This window comes from Sphingomonas sp. 22R3R2A-7 (assembly GCF_036856055.1).
In the GTDB taxonomy this organism is placed as follows: domain Bacteria; phylum Pseudomonadota; class Alphaproteobacteria; order Sphingomonadales; family Sphingomonadaceae; genus Sphingomonas.
The window spans coordinates 3,993,343-4,018,027 of sequence record NZ_JASPFR010000001.1 but is presented as its reverse complement, the minus strand read 5'-3'; the positions used below and the strand labels follow the sequence as shown (position 1 = coordinate 4,018,027).

Genomic DNA, 24,685 nt, shown 5'->3' with positions numbered 1-24,685 from the left:
ACCCATGAAACCCATATCGCTCGCGTGCGTACGCGTGCGCGGGGGTAGTAAGGCGCCGGCCCCTCGGCTAAGGTGTGTCATCGTACCGAAACAAGCCGAAAGCCTTCAGATTTGACCGACGAGACCATGCTCGCCGAACCCACCGGCGGCGAGCCAGCCGGCATTGCCACCATCTCGATCGTCGACGAGATGAAGTCGAGCTATCTCGACTATGCGATGAGTGTGATTGTCGCCCGCGCGCTGCCCGATGTGCGTGACGGCCTGAAGCCCGTCCATCGCCGGATCCTCTACGGCGCGCATGAGAGCGGCTTCGTCGCGGGGAAGCCGTATCGCAAGTCGGCACGCATCGTCGGTGACGTGATGGGTAAATATCACCCGCACGGCGACAGCTCGATCTACGACGCGTTGGCGCGCATGACGCAGGACTGGTCGATGCGCGTGCCGCTGATCGACGGTCAGGGCAACTTCGGTTCGATGGATCCCGATCCGCCCGCGGCGATGCGCTACACCGAGGCCCGCCTCGGCAAGGTCGCCAACGCGCTGCTCGGCGATCTCGACAAGGATACCGTCGACTTCACGCCCAACTATGACGGGTCGGAGCGCGAGCCGTCGGTGCTGCCGGCGCGCTTCCCCAACCTGCTCGTCAACGGCGCGGGCGGCATCGCGGTCGGCATGGCGACCAACATCCCGCCGCACAATCTCGGCGAAGTGATCGCCGCGTGCCTCGCCTATATGGACAATGGCGCGATCACGACCGAGGAACTGTTCGAGATCGTCCCCGGTCCCGACTTCCCGACCGGCGCGATCATCCTCGGCCGTGCAGGCGCCAAGTCCGCCTACGAGACCGGCCGCGGCTCGATCATCGTCCGCTCACGCCACGTCGTCGAGGAGGGCAAGGGCGATCGTCGCTCGATCGTCCTCACCGAAATCCCGTTCCAGACCGGCAAGAACGGCTTGGTCGAGAAGATCGCCGAAGCCGCCAAGGACAAGCGGATCGAAGGCGTCAGCGACATTCGCGACGAATCGAGCCGGATGGGCGTGCGCATCGTCATCGACCTGAAGCGCGACGCGACCCCCGACGTTGTACTCAACCAGCTCTGGCGCCACACGCCGGCGCAGTCGAGCTTCCCCGCCAACATGCTCGCGATCCGCGGCGGACGCCCCGAGCTGCTGAACCTGCGCGACATCATCGGCGCGTTCATCACGTTCCGCGAACAGGTCATCACGCGCCGCTCGAAGTTCGAGCTCGCCAAGGCGCGCGAGCGCGCGCATCTGTTGCTCGGCCTCGTCATCGCCGTCACCAACCTCGACGAAGTCGTCCGCATCATCCGCGGCTCGTCGAGCCCCGCCGAAGCGCGCGGCAAATTGCTTGCGCGGGAATGGCCGGTCGCGGAGATCGCGCCGTACATCGCGCTCGTCGAGGCGGTCGAGGACAAGCAGCAGGAGGGCATCTACAAGCTGTCCGAGCCGCAGGTCCGCGCGATCCTCGACCTGCGCCTCCACCGCCTCACCGCGCTCGGCCGCGACGAGATCGGCGACGAACTGAAGGTGCTGGCGGCGTCGATCGCCGAGCTGCTCCACATCCTCGCCGACCGCGCCAAGCTGTACGAAGTGATGCGCGGCGAGCTGATCGCGATCCGCGACGAATTCGCCACGCCGCGCCGCTCCGAGATCGCCGCTGCCGCCAACGGCATCGACGACGAGGATCTCATCGAGCGCGAGGACATGGTCGTCACCGTGACCATGCAGGGCTATATCAAGCGCACCAGCCTCGACACGTTCCGTGCACAGGCACGTGGCGGCAAGGGCCGCGCGGGCATGTCGACGAAGGACGAGGATGTCGTCACCGAGCTGTTCGTCACCTCGACGCACACGCCGGTGCTGTTCTTCTCGAACCTCGGCAAGGTCTATCGCTACAAGGTCTGGCGCCTGCCCGAGGGCGGCCCCGCCACGCGCGGTAGGCCGATGATCAACCTTCTGCCGCTGGCGCCGGGCGAGACGATCTCGACCGTACTCCCGCTGCCCGAGGATCTCAGCGAGTGGAGCCGCCTGCACGTGATGTTCGCGACGCAGCGCGGGCTCGTCCGCCGCAACGCGATGGATGCGTTCACCAACGTGCCCTCGAACGGCAAGATCGCGATGCGCTTCGAGGAAGGCTCCGAGGACAAGCTGATCGGCGTCGCGCTGCTCACCGAGCATGACGACGTGCTGCTCGCGACGCGGCTCGGCAAGGCGATCCGCTTTGCCGGCGACGACGTCCGCGAGTTCCAGAGCCGCACCTCGACCGGCGTGCGCGGCGTGACGCTGAAGGGCGACGACGAGGTCATCTCGCTGTCGGTTCTCCACCGCGTCGGCGCGACTCCGGAAGAGCGCGAGACGTACCTGAAGTTCGCCCCCTGGAAGGGCGAGCGCGAGGGCGATCACGGGATGGGCGACGAGCGCTACAACGATCTCAAGGACCGCGAGCAGTTCATCCTGACGGTCTGCGAGAACGGCTATGGCAAGCTGTCGAGCGCCTATGATTACCGCCGCACAGGTCGCGGTGGTCAGGGCATCACCAACATCGACAATATCGGCCGTAACGGTCCGGTCGTGGCGAGCTTCGCCGCGGCGAAGGGCCATCAGCTGATGCTGGTGACCAACCAGGCCAAGCTGATCCGCACGACGCTCGCGTCGCTGCGCGTCATCAGCCGCAATTCGGCGGGCGTGAAGCTGTTCGACGTCGCAAAGGGCGAGCATGTCGTCTCCGCCGCGCGGATCGAGGAAACCGAGGAAGACGCCGAAGTGAACCTGGCGGACGCAACGCCAGAGCTCGCGCCCGATACCGGTGCGACGATCGGCGAGGACACGGCGGCTGGCGATCCGACCGAAGGCCAGGGGGATAGCGAATGAGCCGCGATCCTATCGCCTACAAGGTGCTGACGGGCGAGCAGCTCGCGACGCTGGAAAGCGGCAGCTTCGCCGGTGCGCCGGTCGATCTGGCCGATGGCTATATCCACCTGTCGACCGCGGAACAGCTGACCGAGACGGTCGACAAGCACTTCGCCGGCCAGAGCGACCTCCACGTCGCCGCGGTCGATCTTGAAGCGATCGGCGACGACGTGACCTGGGAAGAATCGCGCGGCGGCCAGCTCTTTCCGCACATCTATAACGGCCCGCTGCTGCTCGAGACGGTGCTGTCCTACGGCCCGCTCGAACGCGACGACGCCGGCCAGGTCAAGCTCCCCGTGGCCGGCTAACCCCCGAACAATCCTCCCCCGCCAGGGGGAGGTGGCAGGCAAAGCCTGACGGAGGGGGCGGCAACGACGACCGTCGTTGTAACCGCCCCCGCCGCTACCCGATCACCCCGCCAGATCGCGCATCAAAGGCGCATGCCGGTCGACCAGCACCTCGCTGGCCCGATTGAGCCCGACGACCTCGACCGCCACGCCATGCCGCCGCAGCTTGCCGACCACGTCGTCGAGCACGCCGACTGCGGTCACATCCCACAGATGCGCGCCCGTCAGGTCGACCCGCACGTGCTTGGCCTCTTCGCGCAGGTCGAACGTGTCCGCGAAGATATCGGCGCTGGCGAAGAAGACCTGCCCCGTCACGCGGTAGATCCGCGTATCACTGGCGGCGTCGTAATCGACCGCCACGTCCATCAACCGCGTGACCTTCCACGCAAAGAACACGCCGCTCAGCAGCACGCCGACCCCGACGCCGAGCGACAGGTCGTGCGTTGCGACAGTGACGACGACGGTCGCCAGCATGACGACGCTCGACATCTTCGGGTGCCGCGCGAGGTCGCGCAGCGAGCCCCAGGAGAAGGTGCTGATCGACACCATGATCATGATCGCGACCAGCGCCGCGACCGGCACCTGCGCGACCCATGGCCGCAGCGGCACCATGACCACGAGCAGGAACACGCCCGCGACCATCGTCGAGAGCCGTCCGGTGCCGCCATAGCGGACATTGCCGACGGTCTGCCCGATCATCCCGCACCCGGCGATCCCGCCGAACGCGCCCGCGGCGACATTGGCTAGCCCGAGCCCGGTGCATTCGCGCGCCTTCGAGCTGCGCGTCTCGGTAAGCTCGTCGACGACATTGGCGGTCATCATCGATTCGAGCAGGCCGACTGCCGCCATCGCAAACGCATAGGGCGCCACGATCCGCAGCGTATCCCAGGCGAACGGCACGTCGGGAAGCCCGAACGACGGCAGCAGATCGGGCAAGCGCCCGAGATCGCCGACCGTCTTGAGCGGCATCGGAAACCACATCGCGATCGCGGTCAGCACGACGATGCAGATCAGCGGCGACGGGATCGCGCTCGAGATCCGCGGCACGAGATAGATGATCGCAAGCCCGGCCGCGATCATCGCATAGGCCTGCCAGCTGACGCCGACCATCTGCGGCACCTGCGCCGAGAAGATCAGGATCGCGAGCGCGTTGACGAAGCCCGCATGCACCGAGCGCGACACGAACCGCATCAGCACGTCGAGCTTGGCGAGCCCGAACGCGATCTGGAGCACGCCTGCGAGCATCGTCGCGACGAGCAGATATTGCAGCCCGTGCGCGTGGACGAGCGCGGCGGCGACCAGCGCGACCGAGCCCGCCGCGCCCGAGATCATCGCGGGACGCCCGCCGGCAAAGGCGATGACGATGCCGATCACGAACGAGGCGAACAGGCCGACCTCGGGATCGATCCCGGCAACGAAGGAGAAGGCGATGACCTCGGGGATCAGCGCAAAGGTGCCGACCATCCCCGCAAGGATGTCGCGGCGCGCGGCGGCAGGGCCGCTGAACCATTCGGCTCGGTAACGAGAAAACGATAAGGATTTCATGGATGTATCCGCATAGGACGCACGATGCTGCGGCGCGCTGGCCGGCAGTCGATGGAAAGGCGTCGTTGCGTTGTCCGGCGGATCGGCGGCCGGAATAGCCACCCGGAATTTCACCGGGTCCTTGTGAATGTCCGCCCCCTACCTCCCTCGATGCTGCATTGCAACAGGGGAGACGACCGAATCTATTGATAATGGGTCGCAATAGCTTGCCAGGGGCTGCTCGTTGCGATAGCGCTCGAGCGTGACCACCCCGCCCCCCAAAGCTGCACCGACACCGCAACAGCGCAAGCGCCGCTGGCGGGGCTGGTGGCTGAAACAGCTTCACAGCTGGCACTGGATCAGCGCCGCGCTGTCGTTGGTCGGCATGCTGCTGTTCGCGGTCACCGGGCTCACGCTCAACCATGCCGCGACGATCGGCGCGACGCCCGTGGTCACCGAGCAGGCGGCGATCCTGCCCGCACCGCTCCGGCCCTTGCTCTCGCGTTCTCAGGCACCGGACGCGCGCCTGCCGTCGCCGGTCGCCGCCGCCGTTGCCGCGGCGACCGGGCTCGATCCCGCCGGCCGGGCGGTCGAATGGTCGGATACCGACGCCTACGTCGCGCTCCCCCGCCCCGGTGGCGACGCCTGGGTCAGCATCGACCGCGCGACCGGCCGCATCACCGCCGAGACGACCGATCGCGGCTGGATTTCGTATCTCAACGACCTGCACAAGGGCCGCAACGCGGGGACCGCATGGTTCTGGTTCATCGACGTCTTCGCGGTCGCGTGCATCGTCTTCACGCTGACGGGGCTGCTGCTGCTCCAGCTGCACGCGCGGCATCGTCCGGCGACCTGGCCGATCGTCGGCGCCGGGCTCGCCATTCCCGTGATCCTAGCCATCCTGTTCCTGCATTGAGGGGTTCTGCCATGCGTCTGTCCGCGTTTGTCCTGATCGGGGGTGCCGTCGCGGCGCCCGCTGCTGCCGGAACCGTGACCGTCACGATCCCGCGCCTGAGCGTCGCCGAATATCACCGGCCCTATGTCGCGGTCTGGCTCGACCCGGTCGGTGGCGGTGCACCGCGGACGCTCGCCCTGTGGTACGACGTCAAGAAGGCGGGGAACGAACCCGGCACCAAATGGCTCTCGGAACTGCGCGCATGGTGGCGCAAGGGCGGACGCGGGCTCGCAATGCCCGCGGACGGCATCAGCGGCGCGACGCGCGCACCCGGCCGGTACAGCATCCCCTCCCCGCCACGCTCAAGCCCGGCAACTATGTGCTGAACGTCGAGGCCGCGCGCGAGACGGGCGGCCGCGAACTCGTCAGCATCCCGCTCGTCGTCCCGGTGCGCGCCGCCGCGCAGGGCGCGGGCAAGACCGAACTCGGCGCGATCGCGCTGTCGCCGCGCTGACGCGCCCGCCCCTCCCCGCCTCTCCCCGTTAGGAACAGCCTCATGACACCCCTGGGCGCACGCCTGATCGCCGCCGCCGCACTCGTGTCGGTCCCCGCCGCGCTGTCCGCGCATCGCATGTGGATGCTGCCGTCGGGCACGGTGTTCTCCGACACGAGCGGCTGGGTGACGGTCGACGCCGCGGTCTCGAACGATCTCTTCTTCTTCGATCACCAGCCGCTCCGCCTCGACGGCGTCAAGGTCTGGCAGCCCGACGGCAGCGAGGGCGTGCTCCAGAACGGCGCCACCGGACGCTATCGGTCGGTATTCGACGTCAGGCTCGACAAGCCGGGGACGTGGAAGATCGGGACGCAGATGACCGCCGTCATGGGCAGCTTCAAGGTCGACGGCGTCGAGAAGCGCCTCGGCCGGCGCGGCCCGCCGCAGCCGGGTGCCCCGGCCCCCCTCACCGTCGCCGACATTCCCGCGAACGCCACCGACGTGAAGCTCGCCGAGACGTCGACGCGCAACGAGATCTTCGTCACCGCGGGCGCGCCCACCACGACGGTCTTCAGGCCGACGGGCAAGGGGCTCGAATTCGCGCCCGTCACGCATCCCGACGAGCTGGTCGCGGGCGAGACCGCGACGTTCCGCTTCCTCGTCGACGGCAAACCCGCGCCGGGGCTCAAGGTGACGATCATCCCCGGTGGCAAGCGCTATCGCAACGACGAGGGCGCGCGCGAGCTGTCCACGGGCGCCGACGGCGTGCTCAGCGTCACCTGGCCCGCGGCAGGGATGTACTGGCTAAATGCGACGCTGACCGACGCGAAGGCGACCACGCCGCGCGCGACCGAACGGCGGATGAGCTATGTCACGACGCTCGAGGTGCTGACGCCGTGACGTCGTGCGGATAGCGCTGCCGCCATCGATCGACCCCGCGGCGTTCCGCGAGCGCGATCCCGCCGCCACGCTCGTCGACCTGCGCGGCGAGACGATGGGTACGAGCTGGTGCGTGCGCTTCGCGGCCCGCAGCGGGATCGACGTGGCAACGCTCGACCGGGCGATCGTCGCGCGACTGGCGGGGCTGGTCGCCGAGATGAGCCACTGGGCGTCGCAATCGCTGCTGTCCCGCTTCAACCGCGCAGCCGCGGGGACGTGGTTCGCGCTTCCCCCGATTTCGCGCAGTGCATGACGCAGGGGCTGTCGATTGCCCGCACGACCGAGGGCGCGTTCGATCCGGCGATCGGCCGGATCGTCGATGCCTGGGGGTTCGGCGCGACCGGCCAGCCCCGCCGCCCCGACGACGCGGCGATCGCACAGGCGCGCGCGCTTTCCGGCTGGCAGCGGCTCACATTGGCGACGCAGGCAATGGCAACGCAGGGCGCGATGCTCCACCAGCCGGGCGGCGTCGCGCTCGATCTGTCGGGCATCGCGAAGGGCCATGCGGTCGACGCGGTCGCGGATCTGCTCCGGGCGCACGGGATCGAACATGCACTGGTCGAGATCGGCGGGGAACTGGTAGGGCGTGGCGTCAAGCCCGATGGCGACCCGTGGTGGGTCGATCTCGAAAGCCCGCCGGGCATGGTGCTGCCACCGCTGCGGATCGCGCTGCACGGACTCGCGGTGGCGACGTCGGGGGACTACCGCCGGGGGGCGCACACGCTCGACCCGCGCACGGGACGGCCGATCGCGACCGGTGTCGTCTCCGCCAGCGTCATCCACGCCACCGCCGCCGCCGCCGATGCCTTCGCCACCGCGCTGAGCGTGCTGGGGCCCGTCGACGGTCTCGCGCTCGCATCGGATCTGGGGATCGCGGCGCGGCTGGTGACGGTGATCGACGGCAGAGAAGTCGAGCATCTCTCGCCCGCGTTGCACGCGATGCTCGACGACTGACCCGCCCGCCCGGCTCGGCTCAGACGTCCGCCCAGCGCCGCAGCAGATTGTGATACACCCCGGTCAGGTGCACGACGCTCGGGTCCGCCAGCCCCTTGTCGACCGAGACCGCCTGCACCGCCTGATCGAGATCGAACAGGATCCGCCGCGACTCCTCGTCGCGGACCATCGACTGCAGCCAGAAGAACGACGCCGTGCGCGTGCCCCGCGTGACCGGCATGACGCGGTGGAGGCTTGACGCGGGATAGAGCACCATGTGCCCGGCGGGCAGCTTGACCGATTGCGGCCCGAACTGCCCCTCGATCATCAATTCCCCGCCGTCATAATCCGCGGGATCCTCGAGAAACAGCGTCGCCGACAGGTCGCTGCGGATCCGGAAGTCGCTGCCGCGTTTGACGCGGACCGCGGTATCGACATGAAGCCCGAAATCCTGCCCGCCGGCATAGCGATTGAACAACGGCGGAAACACCTTCAGCGGCAATGCGGCGGCAACGAACAGCGCGCTTCGCCCCAGCGCGTCGAGCACGATGCCGCCCGCCTCGCGCGCCGCCGCGCTGTCCTCGGGCAGCTGCGCATTCCGCTTGGCGAGCGCGCTCTGCGCCCCCGATGTCGCATTGCCGTCGACCCAGGATCCCGCGTCGATGATCGTGCGCACGCGCGCGACCTCCGCCGGGCTCAGCACATCGGGGATCGCGATCAGCATGCGGCACCCAGGCGAAGCGCGGCGACGCCCTCGCTCCGAAACGCGGCGACATCGCTTTTCGCAAGCCAGGCCTCCGCCTTGGCGACGAACGACGCGGTGCCCCATTCGCCCGCACGCGTCAGCCAGCGCAGCGCGGCCGCGACGTCGCCCGCCGCACCCAGCATCCGCGCGTGATTGAAGCAGCCGCGGAAATCGCCGCCTTCCGCGGACTGCGCATAGCATGCCGCCGCATCGGTCATGCTCCGCGGCGTCGCCCAGCCATCCTCGTGGAAGCTGCCGATGACGTTGACTGCCTTGGCGCGTGCGAGCCCCACGCCGTCCCGTTCCGCGCGGCGCAGCCAGCCGAGCGCCGCCACCCGGTCTTCGGGGACGCCCTCGCCCAGCGTCAGCAGCGTCGCATAATTGTACATCGCCCAGTCGAGCCCGCGTTGGGCAGCGATGCGGTAGCACGCCGCTGCCTTCGCCTTGTCCGGCGCCGTCCCCCAGCCAAGGTCGTAGCAGCGCCCGACCATGTTGAGCGCCATCAGGTGATGCTGCGCCGCCGCCCGCACGAACCAGCCGAGCGCGGCGGCGGGGTCGCAGGGCACCCCCGCGCCGTCGAGCAGCATCTGGCCATAGACCGCCTGCGCCTCGGCGAGCCCCGCTTGGGCACCCTCGCGGATCAACGCCGTCCGCTCTTCGGGCGCACCCGACAGTCGCGCCGCGATCGCCTCGGGGGTCAGCGCATCGATCGTCGTCACCACCGCTCTCCTCAGAACTTCAGGTTGATCGTGCCGAAGATCGTCCGCCCCGGCGCGATCCCCGCATAATGCGTCGTGAACACCTGGTTGAAATAGGTCTTGTCGGTCAGGTTCTGCGCATTGACCGCGAGTTCGATGCTTGGCGTCAGCGCGAAGCTCGCGCGCGCGTCGAACCGCCAATAGCTGGGCACGTCGCGCACGATCAGCTTGGTCGCCGGATTGACCGTGACCACGCCCGCGGCGGTCTGCGTCGCGGTGCGATTGTCCTGATAGCCGCCGATGACATTGTCCATGTAGATCGCGGTGCCGCCGAGCTGGAGCCGCTTGAACAGCGTCACGTTGGTCGTCGCGGTGAAACTGTTCTTCGCGGTCTGCTGCAGCTGGCGACCGGTGTTGACCGAGGGCACCGCGACGATCCGGGCCGGCTGCGCCCCAACCGCGGGCGCGGTCAGCGCGGTGAAGCCGCCATCGACGATCTCGGGATCAAGATAGCTGTAGCCGCCGAACACCGTCCAGCCCGGCACGATCGTCCCCGTCGCCGACAGCTCGATGCCGCGGATCCGCGTCTCGCCGACAAAGGCGACGGTGGCGTCGTCGCCCGTCACGCGCGCGTTGCTGATCTCGGTCTGGAACGCCGCAACGCTCAGCGCGAGCCGCTCGCCAAGCACGTTCGCCTTCGCGCCGACCTCGTAACTCCTGGTCTTCTGCGGTTTCAGGCTGTCGAGCAGCGCCGCGTTCGCACCGGTCGCGTTGGCGGGTATCGCATTGTCCTCGCGCCCCTCGCCGAGCAGGCTGTTGGGTGGTGTCGCCGCCGTCGCATAGCTCGCATACACGCTGGTCTCCGGGGTCGGCTTGAAGACGAGCCCCGCCTGCCAGTTGAACAGATCGTCCGCCCGCGTCACGCGGACCTGCGTCGCGCCCGCCGCGATCGCGACCGAGCGGAAGTGATCGTACCGCGCGCCGAGGTTGAGGACGAGCTGCGGCATCAGCGTGATCGAGTCGTACGCATAGACCCCCTTGCTCGTCGCGCTGTTCTGAACGCGCGTCGTCTGCGCGCTCGGAACGATCGGCGTCGCCGTCGCGTCGGTGCCGCTTACCGAATTGACCCAGGGGTCATAGGGGTTGGGGGCGAACAGGCTGGTGCAATTGTACCGCGCCACCCCCTCGGCGGTGCAGCGCGGGTCTGTCGTGACCAGCAACGTGCCACGTCGCGCGCGCTCGGCCGACAGTTCGGCGCCAACCGAGATGCTGTGCTCGATCCCGCCAGTTCTGAACACGCCGTACAGGTCGGTCTGGTTGACGATGCTCTCGTAATGGCTGTCCCGCGTGTTCGCGCGCCGCCAGACGCGGCCGGTCGCGAACACGTTGCCCTGGCTGTCATCGGGCTGCGTGTAGATATAGCGCTGGACGCTGTCGCTGAACCGCGACGTGTTGCGCAGCGTCAGCGCACCGAAGTCATGCTCGACCCGCAGCATCGCCTGATGGTTGGTCGTGTCGCGAAAATCGCGGTTCGCCAGACCATAGAAGGTCGCGCGATCGACCCGCCCCGTGCTGCCGTCGGCGAGCGTGACCGTGCCGATCGCGGGGCGGACCCGGATCGTCCCCGTTCCCGGCGCGTTGGCAAGCGTGTTCAGATACGGGATCCCGCTGTCGGGAAGGTCGTGGCTTTCGAGATAATAGTAGCTCGCGGTCAGCCGGGTCGGCGTGCCGAGCCCGATCGTCACACTCGGCGCGACGCCCCAGCGCCGCGCGTAGAGCGCGTCGCGACCGGCAATGTCCTGGTCGTGCCACAGCCCCGCGATCCGCACCGCGACCGTATCCGCGACCTTGACGTTCACGTCCGCGGTCGTCCGCTTGTACGACGCCTCGCCATAGCTCGCGCTTGCGCGCACGAACGTGTCGAGCTGCGGCAGTTTCGACACGACGTTGATCGAGCCGCCCGCCGATCCCCGCCCGCCCAGCGTCGAGTCCGACCCGCGGACGATCTGGACATTGTCGACCGCGAAGACCTCGCGGCTCTGCGCGCCGAGGTCGCGGACGCCATCGAGATAGATGCTCCCCTGGCTGTCGAAGCCGCGGATGAACGGCCGGTCGCCGACCGGATTGCCCCTCCGCCGCGCCGAAGGTGATCCCCGGCACGGTACGAAGGGCATCCTGAAGACTGTTCGACCCGGTCTGCTCGATGATCTCGCTCGGCAGGACTAGGATCGATCGCGGCGTATCGAGCAAGGGCGCGACGCGCTTGGGTTCGTCGTCGGTCGGTCGCTGACCCTTGACGAGGATATCACCGACCTGCGGCGTATCGGCATCGACGGGCCGGGTGCGCGGCGCGTCTGCCGCATGCCCCGGCGCACTGGCGAGAAACCCGACGCAGGAGAGCGCAAGGAAGCGACCGGCCGTGACCGGCCGTGACAAAATGTTGGACATGATGGAACCCCTTTACGGGCTCCTCGCTATTGCGACTGATTATCAGAGTCAATAGCACGACCCGCCGCGTCAGGTGAAAAGGTCGACCACCTCCGCGCCATCGCCCACCGCGTCGAGCAGCAGCGTGCGGTGACAATGACACGGATCGCGTTCGTAGCAGAGCAGGGCGCTCGGCTTCTCCGCCGCCAGCCCGAGCATGATCGCCGCCTGCGCCTGCGCCTCGGGCAGCTCGAGCTGTGCCTCGTACACCGCGGTCAGCGTCGCGACGTCGCCCTTCTTCGCGGCGTCGCGCCCGGCCTTGGGCGTGCCCAGCGCCTTGAGGTGGACATACCCGATCCCTGCCTCGCCGAGCGACGCGGCGAGCGATGTCTTCGAAAACCCCGGCCGGCGCGACAGCGGCAGCGCGCGGACGTCGATGACTCGTTCGACGCCCGCCGCGGCAAGCGTGCCGATAAAGTCCGGCATCGTCGTGGCTTCGTACCCGATCGTGAAGATTTTCATGGCGTCGAAATGGGATTGCAGACCTGACACGGCAAGCGTCCGGCGCTATCTGACGGAGATGACCCACGACATTCACGTTATCGGCGGCGGCCTTGCCGGATCCGAGGCCGCCTGGCAGCTCGCAGAAGCCGGCCTCAAGGTGCGCCTGTCCGAAATGCGCGGCAGCGGCGAAGCGACGCCCGCGCACCAGACCGACGGCCTCGCAGAGCTGGTATGCTCGAACAGCTTCCGCTCGGACGATGCCGAAAGCAACGCGGTCGGCCTGCTCCACCAGGAACTGCGCACGCTCGGCTCGCTGATCATGCGGCAGGCGGATCTGCACCGCGTCCCCGCAGGCTCCGCGCTCGCGGTCGACCGCGACAATTTCTCGAACAGCGTGACCGAGGCGATCGACCAGCACCCGAACATCACGCTGGTCCGCGAACGGATCGACGCGCTGCCCGACGGCCCGACGATCATCGCCACCGGCCCGCTGACCGCCGCCTCGCTCGCCGCCGGGATCGGGGCCGAGACCGGCCGCGAGGCGCTTGCCTTTTTCGACGCGCTCGCACCCATCGTCCACCGCGATCTCGATCGACATGGACACCGCGTGGTTCGCCTCGCGCTGGGACAAGGGCGCCGACGTCGAAGGCGGGGGCAAGGATTACATCAACTGCCCGATGGACAAGGACCAGTATCTCGCCTTCCACCAGGGTCTGGTCGACGGCGAGAAGACCCCGTTCAAGGACTGGGAGAAGGACACCCCCTATTTCGACGGCTGCATGCCGATCGAGGTCATGGCCGAGCGCGGCGTCGACACGCTGCGCTATGGTCCGATGAAGCCCGTCGGTCTCGACAATCCCAAGACGGGGCGCTGGCCCTACGCTGTGGTCCAGCTCCGCCAGGACAATGCGCAGGGCACGCTGTGGAACATCGTCGGCTTCCAGACCAAGCTCAAGCACGCCGACCAGGTCCGGCTGTTCCGCACAATCCCGGGGCTCGAAAACGCCGAATTCGCGCGGCTCGGCGGCCTCCACCGCAACACCTTCATCCGGTCGCCCGAACTGCTCGACCAGACGTTGCGCCTGAAATCGCGCCCCAACATCCGCTTCGCAGGCCAGATCACGGGCTGCGAGGGGTATATCGAGAGCTGCGGCATCGGGTTGCTCGCCGGGCGGTTCGCCGCGGCCGAGCTGACCGGGCAGACGCTGACGCCGCCGCCCTTCGCGACCGCGCTCGGCGCGCTGCTCGGGCACATCACGGGAGGTGCGGAGGCCGAGACCTATCAGCCGATGAACGTCAATTTCGGTCTCTTCCCGCCGATCCCCGGCCGGACGAAGAAGACCGATCGCAAGCGCATGTACACCGACCGGGGCCGCGCGGCGCTGGCGGCGTGGCTCAACTCTCCTCCGACGGCGCCGGAACCGGCGGACAGGCAGCCCGAGACGACGGCTTCCGTTTGACCGCGGTGGCGGCGAATTCGGGCGGGGTCATCGCGCCCGACCGGTCCTTGTCCGCGGCCGCGAACTTCGTCGTCGCCTTGAGCGCCCATTCGTCGAACGACAGCCGCCCGTCGCCGTCGACGTCGAGCTTCGCATAGGTCTTGCGGCGCGCGACGAGATATTCGTCGCGCGTCACCGCGCCGTCGCGGTCCTTGTCGTAGCGGTCGAAGCGCTTCTGCTCGCGCGTCAATTCCGTCGCCTCGGGCGCCGCATCAGGTAACGGCTCCGGCGCCATGCCCGCGCGCCCCGCGACCCGACCCGCGGGCTGCGGCTTCAGCACCGCGGCCGATGGCGCCTTCCCTCCCAGGAAGAGGACCGCCGCGCCGGCGAACGCGATCAGCGCCGCCCCACCCGTCAGGTATCGCCACATCGCCGCTCTCCCCGCAGGCGGACATCGCCCCGGTCGCCACGCTAGCGCCTCCGTCTGTCGCGCCCAATCCGATCGGTCAGTATCCGACCAATCGGTGCAGCAGCAGCCGCCCGACCCGCGCCGGGCTTCCCGCGGGCCGGCGCGCCGGATCGACGTCCGCCCGCGCGAGCAGCGCGAGCGCCCCCAGCGCCCGCGCGCGGCGTGGCCAGCGTCCCGTCAGCGCGCGGTCCAGCCGCTCACGCGCGCGCGCCGCGACGGCGGCCGCCCGCGCGTCGTCCGACAGCCGCAGCGCAAGATCCGCCAGCGCCCAGCCCTGCCCGGCGAGCGCGATCCGCGCATCCTCGACGTCTGAAAGCTTCGCCGCTGCCGCGAACAGCAACCCGCCGCGCCCCTGCGCGAACCGCTCGACCGCATCGTCCTCGAGCGGCGTCTCGAGCAGCGCCTCCCAGCCCTCGGCGATCGCGGCCAGCGCAGCCCCGGACACGCGCGGCACGACATGCGCGGCAAGCGCCTGGAGGACCGGCTCGGCGGGCGGCGGCGCGCTGTCCAGCCTGACCAGCGCCTCATACCACCAGGTCAGCCGCATCTGCCCCACCATCGGTTCGCGCGTCGTCTTCAGGATCGCCCCCAGCGTCGTATCGAGCGCGAACAGCGCCTCCAGCCTCGGCCGTACGGCCGAAGGCGCGTAGCCGATCGCCAGCCCCCGTTCGCGCTCGGCGAGCGTCGGGATGCCATGTCCCTCCCCGGCTCCATCATCGCCGCGCCCGTTAACCATATCGCTTGTGCTCCGCTTATGAACTCCCGGCGTAAGGCACGGGCGAATGCCCCCCTTACGTTGGCCCGCCATGCGATTGCGCAAGACTAGAGCATCATCGTCCGCACGAGGTTTCCTGGGTTCGCTCGCGCGCGACACGCGTGGCAACGTCCTGGCGATCGTCGCCGCCGCGATCCTGCCGATGACCGCATTCGTCGGCGCAGGCCTCGATCTCAGCCGCGCCTATCTCGTCCGCACGCGGCTCCAGCAGGCCTGCGACGCGGGCGTTCTTGCCGGGCGACGCACGATGGGCGCGGGCGGTTCGCTGACCACCCCGGTGACGGATCAGGTCACCAGCTACGTCAATTTCAACTTTCCGCAGCGCTCGCTGGACACGACCGCGTTCCCGGTCACGCCGACGCTGACGAGTGCCACCGACACGATCAACCTGACCTTGTCGACGACGATGAACACCGCGATCATGCGGCTGTTCGGCACGGCGACGATCCCGGTCTCGGTGACGTGCAGCGCGCGCGACGACTACGCCAATATCGACATCGTCCTCGTGCTCGACACGACGGGCTCGATGGCGTGCGCGCCGTCGCGGACCGCGGCGACGTGCAGTACCTATGCCAACAATGAATCCGGCTACACGCTGCCCGTCAACGGCAAGAACGTGAGCTATGTCGGCGAGGAGCGAAGCGGTACCACGAACGTCTCGCGCATGCAGGGCCTGAGGGACGCGCTGAAATCGCTGCAAGCCCAGATGGCGATCATCGAGGATCAGTTCGCGGCGGCATCCTCAAGCTCGCGCAAGCGGATCCGCTGGGCGATCGTCCCCTTTTCGCAGATGACCAATCCCGGGTTCAGTACCGGCGCTGCGGGAACGACCTTGTATTCGCGCAATCCCAGCTGGTTCAACAGCAGCGGATCCTATCGCTATTCACGCTGCAACGCCTACAGCAGCAGCTGCGCCTATGCGCCCGCTACCACCTCGCATGACGCCGACTGGATCAGCAAGACATGGGACGGCTGCGTCGAGGAGCGCGCTACGAGCAACCTCATTACCGCGACCTCGAGCTACCAGATTCCCGGCAATATCCCCGCCAACGCGTATGACCTGAAGTTCGACGAAACACCGACCAGCACGGAACGGCGCTGGACGATGGCGGATCCCAACGCAACCGGCGTCGCGCAGTACGCCTGCCCCAAACCGATGCGCGAACTGGGCGCGATGACGGGAAGCGATTTCAACAACTACTTCGCCTTCAACAACGGGTTCGTCGCCAATGGCGGTACCTATCTCGACATCGGGATGCTCTGGGCGGCGCGGTTCCTGTCGCGCACCGGCCTGTGGGGCACGGAAAACCCGGAGTTCTACAACGGGTTCCCTGTGAAGCGGTACGTCATCCTCATGACCGACGGCGAGATGGACACGGGCAATCTGGGCTACGGCGCCTATGCGCAGGAATATTTCTGGCGGCGGATCACCAACAATGGCGACCGCGACACGTCCGACGACAATCACAGCAAGCGCCTGCTGATGACCTGCGCGGCGATCAAGAACATGGAAGCGCAGATCTATGCGATCTCGTTCGGCAACGGATCGACGCTGTCGGCGGATCTCGAGGCCTGCTCGTCGGGCGCCGGCTATGGCTATCGCGCCGCCGACAGTGCTGCGCTCAACAAGGCGTTTCAGGACATTGGCGAGAATATCGGTTCGCTGAGACTGTCGAAATGATCCCGCGCACGACGCTGCGCCTCGCCGCCGACCGGCGTGCCGCGACTCTGCCCGAGTTCGCGCTCCTGCTCGTGCCGCTGTGCGTGATCATCATGGGGACGATGGAGGTCGGCTATCAGGCCTATGTCCGCTCGGTCACGCTCGGCGCGCTCGAGACGCTGACGCGGGCGGTCACGCTGCAGAACGCCGATGCCAGCACGAGCGAGACAGAACTGCGCACGCAGATCAGGCGTGTCGCGCCCGCCGCGACGATCAATATCGTCCGCGGGAGCGTCAATCGCTACAACAGCTTCGGTACGCTGGAACGCCTGACGCAGGACCTCAACAACAACGGCATCCTCGACGGGCCGGTCGATACCGATGGCAACGGCGTCCCCGACAAGTCGGACTGCTGGGAGGACGTCGACAATAATGGCGTGCGCAACATCGTCACCGCGGGTGCGGACGGCATCGGCGGCGCCGACGACATCGTCAAATACACCGTCACCGTGAGCTATGATCGCCTGTTGCCCGTGCACCGCTTCATCGGCGGCACCGCGCGCGCCTCGACGCAGGCGACCACGGTCGTCCGCCGCCAGCCGTTCGAGGCGCAGGCCTCCCCCACGATCCGGTGCAAGTCGTGACGCTCGCACCCGCTTCGCCGCCGCGTGCCGGCCTCCGCGCGCTCGCACGCAACCGGTCGGGCGTCGCGATGCTCGAATTCGCGCTGTCGATGCCGATCTTCATCGCGCTGACGATGGTGGGGATGGAAACCGTCAACCTCGCCTATGCGACGCAGAAGATCGGAGACATCGCGACGCTGACGACCGATCAGATCGCGCGCATCCGGATCGGCATCAGCGAGGCCGACATCACCGAATCGCTCGACGGGATCAAGACGACGGGCGCGACGCTCAACTTCGCCGCGAACGGGCGGGTGATCGTCTCGAGCGTCCAGCCGATCGTCGATGGCGCGGGCAAGGTGACCGACCAGAAGATCCGCTGGCAGCGCTGCACCGGTGCGATGACCGCCACCTCGTCCTATGGCGTCGCAGGAGCATCGCTCGGGGTACAGGGGATCGGCCCGTCGGATCGCAAGATCGCCGCGGGACCCAATGACGAGGTCATCTTCGTCGAGGTCGTCTATCGCTACCAGCCGCTGATCTCGAACAGCTTTCTCGGCGCGCGGACGCTGCGGTCGGTCACGGGCATGATGGTCCGCGAGCGCAAGGTTAACGACGTCCAGTCGACCGGCACCGCGTCATCCTGCTCGACCTTCACCGCCTGACGCGGTGACTTTCCGGGCATCGCCGCCCGGCAGTCCGGGCACCCCGCCGAAACGGCGTGCCCGAGCCCGACCCGATTACTTGTACGTCACCTTCTTCGCCGCGGCGACGACCTTGGCGACGTCGACCAGCATCAGCTTCTCGAGGTTCGCCGCATAGGGCATCGGCACGTCCTCGTTGGTCACGCGGAGCACCGGCGCGTCGAGGTCGTCGAAGCCGTGCTCCATCACCACCGACACGATCTCCGACGCGATCGAGCAGGTCGCCCAGTTTTCCTCGACGATGATCATGCGGTTGGTCTTGGCGAGGCTTTTCAGCACCGTCTCGGTGTCAAGCGGCCGCAGCGTGCGCAGGTCGATGACCTCCGCATCGATGCCTTCCTCGGCCAGCTTTTCGGCGGCTTCGAGGCTGATGCCCACGCCGATCGAATAGCTGACGATCGTGACGTCCTTGCCCTCGCGCACGGTCCGCGCCTTGCCGATCGGCAGGACATGGTTGTCGAGCTTGGGCACGTCGAAGCTGCGGCCGTACATCAGCTCGTTCTCGAGGAACACGACCGGATCCTCGGTACGGATCGCCGCCTTGAGCAGACCCTTGGCATCCGCCGCGTCATAGGGCGCGATCACGATCAGGCCGGGGACGCTGGCATACCAGGCCGCGAAGTTGTGCGAATGCTGTGCACCGACGCGCGACGCAGCGCCGTTGGGACCGCGGAACACGATCGGGCAGCGCATCTGGCCGCCCGACATGTAGTTGGTCTTGGCCGCCGAGTTGATGATGTGGTCGATCGCCTGCAACGCGAAGTTGAAGGTCATGAACTCGACGATCGGGCGGAGACCACCCATCGCCGCGCCCGCACCGATGCCGGCAAAGCCGTATTCGGTGATCGGCGTGTCGATCACGCGGCGCTCGCCGAACTCGTCGAGCAGACCCTGCGTCACCTTGTACGCGCCCTGATATTGCGCGACTTCCTCGCCCATCACGAAGACGCGGTCGTCCTCGCGCATTTCCTCGGCCATCGCATCGCGCAGCGCCTCGCGGACGGTCGTCTTGACCATCTCGGTACCCTCCGGGATCGCCGGATCGGTCTTGCCGACCTTCTCCGCCGACGCGACGAGCTGCTGCGTGCCGCTCTCGGCCTTGGCAGGCGAGGCACCCTCGGGAACCGGCGGTGCCTTGTCGTCCGACGGCGTTTCCTTCGGCGCGGCGTTGGCGGCCTCGCCCGCGCGCGCCTCGGTCGGCGCGGAATCGGCGCTTTCGCCCTCTTCGAGCAGCGTCGCGATGACGGTGCCGACCTTCACATTGTCGGTACCCTCGGCAACCATGATCTTGCCGATCGTGCCTTCGTCGACCGCCTCGAACTCCATCGTCGCCTTGTCGGTCTCGATCTCGGCCATGATGTCGCCGGACTTGACGCTATCGCCTTCCTTGACGAGCCATTTGGCGAGCGTACCCTCTTCCATCGTCGGCGAGAGCGCGGGCATCTTGATCTCGATCGCCATCAGTACGACTCCACCAGAACGTCGGTGTACAGGTCGGCGGCATCCGGCTCGGGCGTCTGTTCGGCGAAATCGGCGGCTTCGTTCACGGTCTTCCTGATCTCTTGTTCGATGGACTTCAGGTCCGCCTCGGTCACGCCCTGCGCGTCGAGCAGCTTCTTGACGTGGTCGATCGGGTCGGACTTGTCGCGGACCGCCTGGACCTCGTCACGCGTGCGATACTTCGCCGGATCGGACATCGAGTGCCCGCGATAGCGATAGGTCTTCATCTCGAGGATGACCGGGCCCTTGCCCGCGCGGACCCATGCCAGCGCTTCCTCGGCGGCACCGCGGCACGCCAGCACGTCCATGCCGTCGACCTGGATGCCGGGGATGCGGAACGATTCGCCGCGGCGATAGAGCTGGTCCTCGGCCGAGGCGCGATTGACGCTCGTGCCCATGGCGTACTGGTTGTTCTCGATCACGAAGATGATCGGGAGCTTCCACAGCTCGGCCATGTTGAAGCTCTCGTAGACCTGGCCCTGGTTCGCCGCACCGTCGCCGAAATAGGCCATGCAGACGCCGCCATCGTCGGAATATTTGTGCTTGAACGCGAGGCCGGTGCCCAGCGACACCTGCGCGCCGACGATGCCGTGACCGCCATAGAATTTATGCTCGGTCGAGAACATGTGCATCGACCCGCCCTTGCCCTTCGAGATGCCCGAGCCACGCCCGGTCAGCTCGGCCATGATCACCTTGGGGTCGATCCCGTAGGCGAGCATGTGGCCATGGTCGCGATAGCCGGTGATCACCGAATCGGTGTCGCCATTGAGCGCGGACTGCAGCCCGACCGCGACCGCTTCCTGGCCGATGTACAGATGGCAGAACCCGCCGATCAGGCCGAGGCCATAAAGCTGCCCCGCCTTTTCCTCGAAACGGCGGATCAGCAGCATCTGCTTGTAGAAGGCGAGCAGTTCGTCCTTGCTGGGCTCGTACGGCTTGGGTTCGGCCGGTCGTTCGCGGTTGGTGATCGGCGGTTCGGCGATTGCGCGTGCTGGGGGGCTTTGGCCACGATGTGGGAAACCTCGTTTTCCGTAGGGGAGTTGATGGAGCCTATAGGCGCGGACGGGGCCGAACATCAATTCCCGTCTGGGGTATGCGGTTCTGCGCGGCTCCGAGCCCCCGCGGCTCGTCGCGCGCAACGGGTCCCCTGCCGCATGCTTTGCCTCAGCCGGACGCCGCCCCTCCCCCCGTCATCCTGGCGAAAGTCAGGATCCAGAGTAACGCAGGACAGCGCCTGTAACTCTCGATCCTGACTTTCGTCAGGGTGACGGAGCATGACGGAGCCTGACGGAGCATGACGACAGCGACCGGTAGAGGCGGCGCCGCCCCCGCCCTATCCCCGCCCCAAGCAAAGCTCCGGTTGCCCTTCGCGCGCGCTTCCCCCTAAAGCCCGGGACGATGGACCCGACGATCGACCCGCATCAGCATCCCTTCCGGATCGCCAATTTCCGCGCCTATTGGCTGTCCCGCTTCACCGGCACGATCGCGGTCAGCGCGATGTCGATCGTCATCGGGTGGCAGGTCTACAATCTCGCGCGCGAAACGATGGACATCCGCCAGGCCGCGTTCATGCTCGGGATGATCGGCTTTGCGCAGTTCGTCCCGCTGTTCCTGCTGACCCCGATCACCGGGCTCGTCGCGGACAGCTTCGACCGTCGCTGGATCGTGCGCGGGACCACGGGGCTGCTCGTGCTGACCGCGGCGACGCTCTGGCTGCTGACCTGGTCGGGCCATCTGACGCTCGGCGCGCTGTTCACCGCGGCGGTCGCATTCGGCGTCGCGCGTGCGTTCTCGGGCCCGGCCTATTCCGCGCTCGCCCCCAATCTGGTCCCGCGCGCGGTCCTGCCGACCGCGATCGCGGTCAGCTCGATCGCGTGGCAGGTCGGCACGATCGCCGGGCCGAGCGTCGGCGGGCTGCTCTACGCGATCCATCCCGAGGTCGCCTACGGCGTCGCGACGTTGCTGTTCCTCGTCGCGCTCGTCTTCATGTTCCTGATCGGCCCGGTGGCACAGCCCGCCGCGCAGACCGATCACCGCCCGCTGGCGCGGATCATCGAGGGCTTCACCTATGTCCGCCGCAACCGGCTCGTGCTCGCGACGATCACGCTCGACCTGTTCGCGGTGCTGCTGGCGGGGGCCACCTCGCTGCTGCCCGTCTATGCGCGCGACATCCTCCATGTCGGGTCGCAGGGCCTCGGCGTGCTCGCGGCGGGAATGGGGATCGGCGCCGCCGTCACCGCGATCTGGTTCTCGTTCCGGCCGATGAGCAGCAATGTCGGCGTGAAGATGCTGATCGCGGTCGTCGTGTTCGGGCTCGCGATCCTGACCTTCGGCGTTGCCACGCCGATCGTCGACCTGCTCGGCATCGCGCCCGGCACGATCGCCGGCATCCCCGTCCACCCCGCCTTCCTGCTCAGCCTCGTCGCGCTGATCGTCGCGGGGGGTGCCGACATGATCTCGGTCTATGTCCGCCAGTCGCTGATCCAGCTTCACACCCCCGACGTCATGCGCGGCCGGGTCAGCGCGGTCTCGCAGCTGACGATCTCGGCATCGAACGAGCTCGGCGAGTTCGAGAGCGGCGTGATGGCGGCGATGCTCGGTCCGGTCGGTGCAGTGGTGTTCGGGGGCGTCGGTGCTATTGCCGTCACGATCGGCTGGGCGCGCCTGTTCCCGGAACTCGGACGCGCCAAGACCTTTGATCCGCCAGAGATACTAGAGACCGAACCCCAGCACGGAGAAGCCAAGCCATGAAGGCCCACACGATCCTCGACACGATCGGCAACACGCCGCACATCCGCCTGTCGAAGCTGTTCCCCGACTCCGAGGTCTGGGTGAAGTCCGAACGCTCGAACCCCGGCGGCTCGATCAAGGACCGGATCGCGCTCGCGATGATCGAGGCGGCAGAGGCGGATGGCCGCCTGAAGCCCGGCGGGACGATCATCGAACCGACCAGCGGCAACACCGGCGTCGGTCTCGCGATGGTCGCCGCGGTCAAGGGCTACAAGCTCGTGCTAGTCATGCCCGAGAGCATGAGCCTCGAACGCCGCCGCCTGATGCTCGCTTATGGTGCGACCTTCGATCTCACCCCGCGTGAAAAGGGGATGAAGGGCGCGATCGAGCGTGCGCGCGAACTCGTCGCGCAGACGCCCGGTGCGTGGATGCCGCAACAGTTCGAAAATCCTGCGAACATCGACGTGCATGTCCGTACGACGGCACAGGAAATCCTCAACGACTTCCGCGATTCGCCGATCGACGTGATCATCACCGGGGTCGGTACGGGCGGTCACATCACCGGCGTCGCACAGGCGCTCAAGGCCGAATGGCCATCGCTCAAGGTCTATGCGGTCGAACCCGCCGCGTCGCCCGTGATCGCGGGCGGCCAGCCCGGGCCGCATCCGATCCAGGGCATCGGCGCGGGCTTCATCCCCGCCAACCTCCACACCCAGGCGATCGACGGCGTGATCGAGGTCGATGCCGCGGTCGCCAAGGACATGGCGCGTCGTTCGGCGAGCGAGGAAGGCATATTGGTCGGGATCAGCTCGGGCGCGACGCTTGCGGCGATCCTGCAGAAGCTGCCCGACCTGCCCGACGACGTCCGCGTCCTCGGCTTCAACTACGACACCGGCGAGCGCTATCTGTCGGTGCCGGACTTCCTTCCGGAGCAGTGACAACGATGATCGACGCGCGTGGCGACGCCGGCGCCCTACCGGACGCGCCCGGCGAAGAGACCACCGGGACCGGCACGCGCCGGTCGACGCTGGTCCGCGTGTCGGTACTCGCGATCGCCGCGGCGGCGATCGCGGTACCGTCGCTGGTCGTGTCGGACCCGCCCGCCGTCCGCAAGCGGGGGTGCCGGTCATCCCCCGCCCCCGCGTGGTACCGCAGGCGGAGCTGCCACAGGTCGAACCCGTCAAGTTCGTCGATCTCGCGCCCGAGGATGCGCGCGCGTTCAACGCAAGCGTTCCCTTCTCGACCGACCCCAACCCCGCCGCGCGGCCATTCCGCTTTGCCGGCGGAACCGCGGATCGCGCGCGCGCGACCGACTGCATGGCGGCGGGCATTCTCTACGAGGCGGGCGACGACACGCTCGGCGAACGCGCGGTGGCGCAGGTCGTGCTCAACCGGCTGCGGCACCCCGCCTTCCCCAAGACCGTCTGCGGCGTCGTCTTCGAGGGCGAGGCGCGCGAGACCGGCTGCCAGTTCAGTTTCAGCTGCGACGGCGCGCTGCGGCGGTGGTCGCCGAGCGACGACGCATGGCGGCGTGCGCGCGAAGTCGCTGCCGCCGCGCTCGCGGGATCGGTGTATCGCCCGGTCGGCTATGCCACGCATTACCATACCGACTGGGTCGTCCCCTATTGGCAGTCGAGCCTCGACAAGATCGTCGCGGTCAAGTCGCACCTGTTCTTCCGCTGGTCGGGCTGGTGGGGCACGCCCCCGCGTTCCGCCGCCAGCCCGAGGGCAGCGAACCCGTGATCGCGCAGCTCGCGCAGATCTCCGACGCGCACCGCACCGGCGCCGCGCTCGAGCAAGCCGATGCGGCCCTCGCCGAGGCATCGGCGGCGATGGGCTTCGTCTTCGACGGCGACACAGCGGGCGTCAGTCCCGACGTCGCGGCGGCTTCGGCAGTGCCGCCCCCGCCGCCGACCGCGACACGCTGCTCGTCGTCTTCCCGCCGGGCACGCTGTCGGCGAGCTTCCAGACCGTTGCGGTCGAGGCCTGTGGCGACCGCGCCTTCTGCCGCTACATGGCATGGGCGGACCGCACCAAGGCCGCGACCAGCCTGCCGCTCACCCCCGCGCAGACGTCGGCGATGACGTTCAGCTATATGCGTGACCGGGCGAACAGCTACGAGAAGTCGCTGTGGAACTGCCAGCAGGTCCGCCGGACCGATCTGTCGCAGTGCATGCGGACTCAGCAGACGCTGCGTGCGGTCCCCGTCGCGGGCGACGCGCCGACCCCCGCGGCCGTACCGCCCCGCGACCTCGACGGCGTCCGTCGCAAGCCAGGCACTGCCGCCGCGTCGTCGGCGCCGTCGCCGACCGCCAGACCGGATCCGAAGACCGCGTCCTAACCACCTGC

22 protein-coding genes, 3 pseudogenes and 1 other annotated feature are annotated in these 24,685 nt (G+C 68.0%); of the genes and pseudogenes, 15 read left to right on the top strand and 10 right to left on the bottom strand.

What is annotated here, in order from left to right; translation table 11 throughout:
- Positions 1-111: 111 nt before the first annotated feature.
- Positions 112-2,892, top strand: a complete 2,781-nt coding sequence (gyrA, locus tag QP165_RS19290; protein WP_333996863.1) for a DNA gyrase subunit A — start codon at positions 112-114, stop codon at positions 2,890-2,892.
- A complete protein-coding gene (locus QP165_RS19285; protein WP_333996862.1) occupies positions 2,889-3,239 on the top strand; it encodes a DUF952 domain-containing protein in 351 nt (116 codons plus the stop codon). The genes gyrA and QP165_RS19285 overlap by 4 nt, the downstream gene beginning before the upstream one ends.
- A gap of 102 nt (positions 3,240-3,341) precedes the next feature.
- Here QP165_RS19285 and QP165_RS19280 read toward each other — a convergent pair whose 3' ends face one another.
- Positions 3,342-4,823, bottom strand: a complete 1,482-nt coding sequence (locus QP165_RS19280; protein ID WP_333996861.1) for a SulP family inorganic anion transporter — start codon at positions 4,821-4,823, stop codon at positions 3,342-3,344.
- A 68-nt stretch (positions 4,824-4,891) separates the two neighbouring features.
- Positions 4,892-4,947, bottom strand: a sequence feature (sul1 is cis-regulatory element that is thought to sense ions involved in sulfur or methionine metabolism; They are found in Alphaproteobacteria).
- 117 nt (positions 4,948-5,064) lie between these two features.
- Here QP165_RS19280 and QP165_RS19275 point away from each other — a divergent pair.
- The 5 genes and pseudogenes from QP165_RS19275 to QP165_RS19250 all read left to right on the top strand — a co-directional run bounded on the left by QP165_RS19275 (position 5,065) and on the right by QP165_RS19250 (position 8,083).
- Complete coding sequence (locus QP165_RS19275; protein ID WP_333996860.1) at positions 5,065-5,718, top strand: PepSY-associated TM helix domain-containing protein; 654 nt, start codon at positions 5,065-5,067, stop codon at positions 5,716-5,718.
- 11 nt (positions 5,719-5,729) lie between these two features.
- Positions 5,730-6,211: pseudogene (locus QP165_RS20165) on the top strand (DUF2271 domain-containing protein).
- 42 nt (positions 6,212-6,253) lie between these two features.
- On the top strand, positions 6,254-7,090 hold the full coding sequence (locus QP165_RS19260) for a DUF4198 domain-containing protein (RefSeq protein ID WP_333996858.1): 837 nt from the start codon (positions 6,254-6,256) through the stop codon (positions 7,088-7,090).
- Between the two features lie 4 nt (positions 7,091-7,094).
- A complete protein-coding gene (locus tag QP165_RS19255; RefSeq protein WP_333996857.1) occupies positions 7,095-7,382 on the top strand; it encodes a hypothetical protein in 288 nt (95 codons plus the stop codon).
- Positions 7,346-8,083 carry an FAD:protein FMN transferase gene (locus tag QP165_RS19250; RefSeq protein ID WP_333996856.1) on the top strand — a complete coding sequence of 246 codons (738 nt, stop codon included), beginning with the start codon at positions 7,346-7,348 and terminating at the stop codon, positions 8,081-8,083. Before QP165_RS19255 ends, QP165_RS19250 begins: the two co-directional genes overlap by 37 nt.
- Before the next feature lie 19 nt (positions 8,084-8,102).
- On the opposite strand, the gene QP165_RS19245 is transcribed toward QP165_RS19250, so the two are convergent.
- From QP165_RS19245 to QP165_RS19225, 5 genes and pseudogenes are all read right to left on the bottom strand, one after another.
- Positions 8,103-8,786: a Fe2+-dependent dioxygenase gene (locus QP165_RS19245; RefSeq protein WP_333996855.1), complete on the bottom strand. Its 684-nt coding sequence runs from the start codon at positions 8,784-8,786 to the stop codon at positions 8,103-8,105.
- A complete protein-coding gene (locus tag QP165_RS19240) occupies positions 8,780-9,529 on the bottom strand; it encodes a tetratricopeptide repeat protein (RefSeq protein ID WP_443019341.1) in 750 nt (249 codons plus the stop codon). The genes QP165_RS19245 and QP165_RS19240 overlap by 7 nt, the downstream gene beginning before the upstream one ends.
- 8 nt (positions 9,530-9,537) lie before the next feature.
- Entirely contained in the window at positions 9,538-11,250 is a 1,713-nt protein-coding gene (locus QP165_RS19235; RefSeq protein WP_333997071.1) for a TonB-dependent receptor, read from the bottom strand.
- A 270-nt stretch (positions 11,251-11,520) separates the two neighbouring features.
- Positions 11,521-11,953, bottom strand: a pseudogene (locus QP165_RS19230) (TonB-dependent receptor plug domain-containing protein); the annotation flags it as partial.
- A gap of 69 nt (positions 11,954-12,022) precedes the next feature.
- Positions 12,023-12,454: a DUF488 domain-containing protein gene (locus tag QP165_RS19225; RefSeq protein WP_056024739.1), complete on the bottom strand. Its 432-nt coding sequence runs from the start codon at positions 12,452-12,454 to the stop codon at positions 12,023-12,025.
- A 58-nt stretch (positions 12,455-12,512) separates the two neighbouring features.
- Here QP165_RS19225 and trmFO point away from each other — a divergent pair.
- Positions 12,513-13,896, top strand: a pseudogene (gene trmFO / locus QP165_RS19220) (methylenetetrahydrofolate--tRNA-(uracil(54)-C(5))-methyltransferase (FADH(2)-oxidizing) TrmFO).
- Here the strand turns inward: trmFO and QP165_RS19215 are convergent.
- Positions 13,832-14,305: an EF-hand domain-containing protein gene (locus tag QP165_RS19215; protein WP_333996853.1), complete on the bottom strand. Its 474-nt coding sequence runs from the start codon at positions 14,303-14,305 to the stop codon at positions 13,832-13,834. The pseudogene trmFO and the gene QP165_RS19215 overlap by 65 nt on opposite strands.
- Before the next feature lie 76 nt (positions 14,306-14,381).
- A complete protein-coding gene (locus QP165_RS19210) occupies positions 14,382-15,080 on the bottom strand; it encodes a hypothetical protein (RefSeq protein WP_333996852.1) in 699 nt (232 codons plus the stop codon).
- A gap of 70 nt (positions 15,081-15,150) precedes the next feature.
- On the opposite strand from QP165_RS19210, the gene QP165_RS19205 reads away from it, so the two are divergent.
- Genes QP165_RS19205 through QP165_RS19195 form a run of 3 tightly spaced genes read left to right on the top strand, consistent with a single transcriptional unit; the run spans position 15,151 to position 18,067 of the window.
- Positions 15,151-16,800, top strand: a complete 1,650-nt coding sequence (locus tag QP165_RS19205) for a TadE/TadG family type IV pilus assembly protein (RefSeq protein WP_333996851.1) — start codon at positions 15,151-15,153, stop codon at positions 16,798-16,800.
- Positions 16,797-17,423 carry a TadE/TadG family type IV pilus assembly protein gene (locus tag QP165_RS19200; RefSeq protein ID WP_333996850.1) on the top strand — a complete coding sequence of 209 codons (627 nt, stop codon included), beginning with the start codon at positions 16,797-16,799 and terminating at the stop codon, positions 17,421-17,423. Before QP165_RS19205 ends, QP165_RS19200 begins: the two co-directional genes overlap by 4 nt.
- Positions 17,420-18,067, top strand: coding sequence for a TadE/TadG family type IV pilus assembly protein (locus QP165_RS19195; protein ID WP_333996849.1), 648 nt, complete (start codon positions 17,420-17,422; stop codon positions 18,065-18,067). The genes QP165_RS19200 and QP165_RS19195 overlap by 4 nt, the downstream gene beginning before the upstream one ends.
- Before the next feature lie 75 nt (positions 18,068-18,142).
- Here QP165_RS19195 and QP165_RS19190 read toward each other — a convergent pair whose 3' ends face one another.
- The gene (locus QP165_RS19190) at positions 18,143-19,567 is read right to left on the bottom strand and encodes a pyruvate dehydrogenase complex E1 component subunit beta (RefSeq protein ID WP_056024720.1); all 1,425 of its coding nucleotides are present in this window, start codon (positions 19,565-19,567) and stop codon (positions 18,143-18,145) included.
- Positions 19,567-20,574, bottom strand: a complete 1,008-nt coding sequence (pdhA, locus tag QP165_RS19185; RefSeq protein ID WP_333997070.1) for a pyruvate dehydrogenase (acetyl-transferring) E1 component subunit alpha — start codon at positions 20,572-20,574, stop codon at positions 19,567-19,569. The genes QP165_RS19190 and pdhA overlap by 1 nt, the downstream gene beginning before the upstream one ends.
- Before the next feature lie 430 nt (positions 20,575-21,004).
- Here pdhA and QP165_RS19180 point away from each other — a divergent pair, with 430 nt between their 5' ends.
- The 4 genes from QP165_RS19180 (at position 21,005) to QP165_RS19165 (ending at position 24,677) form a co-directional block, all read left to right on the top strand.
- Positions 21,005-22,357: an MFS transporter gene (locus QP165_RS19180; RefSeq protein WP_333996848.1), complete on the top strand. Its 1,353-nt coding sequence runs from the start codon at positions 21,005-21,007 to the stop codon at positions 22,355-22,357.
- Positions 22,354-23,274, top strand: coding sequence for a cysteine synthase A (gene cysK / locus QP165_RS19175; protein WP_056024711.1), 921 nt, complete (start codon positions 22,354-22,356; stop codon positions 23,272-23,274). Before QP165_RS19180 ends, cysK begins: the two co-directional genes overlap by 4 nt.
- A 181-nt stretch (positions 23,275-23,455) precedes the next feature.
- A complete protein-coding gene (locus QP165_RS19170) occupies positions 23,456-24,079 on the top strand; it encodes a cell wall hydrolase (protein ID WP_333996847.1) in 624 nt (207 codons plus the stop codon).
- 271 nt (positions 24,080-24,350) lie between these two features.
- Positions 24,351-24,677, top strand: a complete 327-nt coding sequence (locus QP165_RS19165) for a hypothetical protein (protein ID WP_333996846.1) — start codon at positions 24,351-24,353, stop codon at positions 24,675-24,677.
- The last annotated feature ends 8 nt before the right edge of the window (positions 24,678-24,685 follow it).

Bases quoted from the DNA above. Each gene is read 5' to 3' on its own strand.
- QP165_RS19285 (WP_333996862.1), top strand. From the start codon at position 2,889: ATGAGCCGCGATCCTATCGCCTACAAGGTGCTGACGGGCGAGCAGCTC.
- QP165_RS19280 (WP_333996861.1), bottom strand. From the start codon at position 4,823: ATGAAATCCTTATCGTTTTCTCGTTACCGAGCCGAATGGTTCAGCGGC.
- QP165_RS19260 (WP_333996858.1), top strand. From the start codon at position 6,254: ATGACACCCCTGGGCGCACGCCTGATCGCCGCCGCCGCACTCGTGTCG.
- QP165_RS19245 (WP_333996855.1), bottom strand. From the start codon at position 8,786: ATGCTGATCGCGATCCCCGATGTGCTGAGCCCGGCGGAGGTCGCGCGC.
- QP165_RS19225 (WP_056024739.1), bottom strand. From the start codon at position 12,454: ATGAAAATCTTCACGATCGGGTACGAAGCCACGACGATGCCGGACTTT.
- QP165_RS19215 (WP_333996853.1), bottom strand. From the start codon at position 14,305: ATGTGGCGATACCTGACGGGTGGGGCGGCGCTGATCGCGTTCGCCGGC.
- QP165_RS19210 (WP_333996852.1), bottom strand. From the start codon at position 15,080: ATGGTTAACGGGCGCGGCGATGATGGAGCCGGGGAGGGACATGGCATC.
- QP165_RS19205 (WP_333996851.1), top strand. From the start codon at position 15,151: ATGCGATTGCGCAAGACTAGAGCATCATCGTCCGCACGAGGTTTCCTG.
- QP165_RS19200 (WP_333996850.1), top strand. From the start codon at position 16,797: ATGATCCCGCGCACGACGCTGCGCCTCGCCGCCGACCGGCGTGCCGCG.
- QP165_RS19190 (WP_056024720.1), bottom strand. From the start codon at position 19,567: ATGGCGATCGAGATCAAGATGCCCGCGCTCTCGCCGACGATGGAAGAG.
- QP165_RS19180 (WP_333996848.1), top strand. From the start codon at position 21,005: ATGGACCCGACGATCGACCCGCATCAGCATCCCTTCCGGATCGCCAAT.
- cysK (WP_056024711.1), top strand. From the start codon at position 22,354: ATGAAGGCCCACACGATCCTCGACACGATCGGCAACACGCCGCACATC.
- QP165_RS19165 (WP_333996846.1), top strand. From the start codon at position 24,351: ATGGCATGGGCGGACCGCACCAAGGCCGCGACCAGCCTGCCGCTCACC.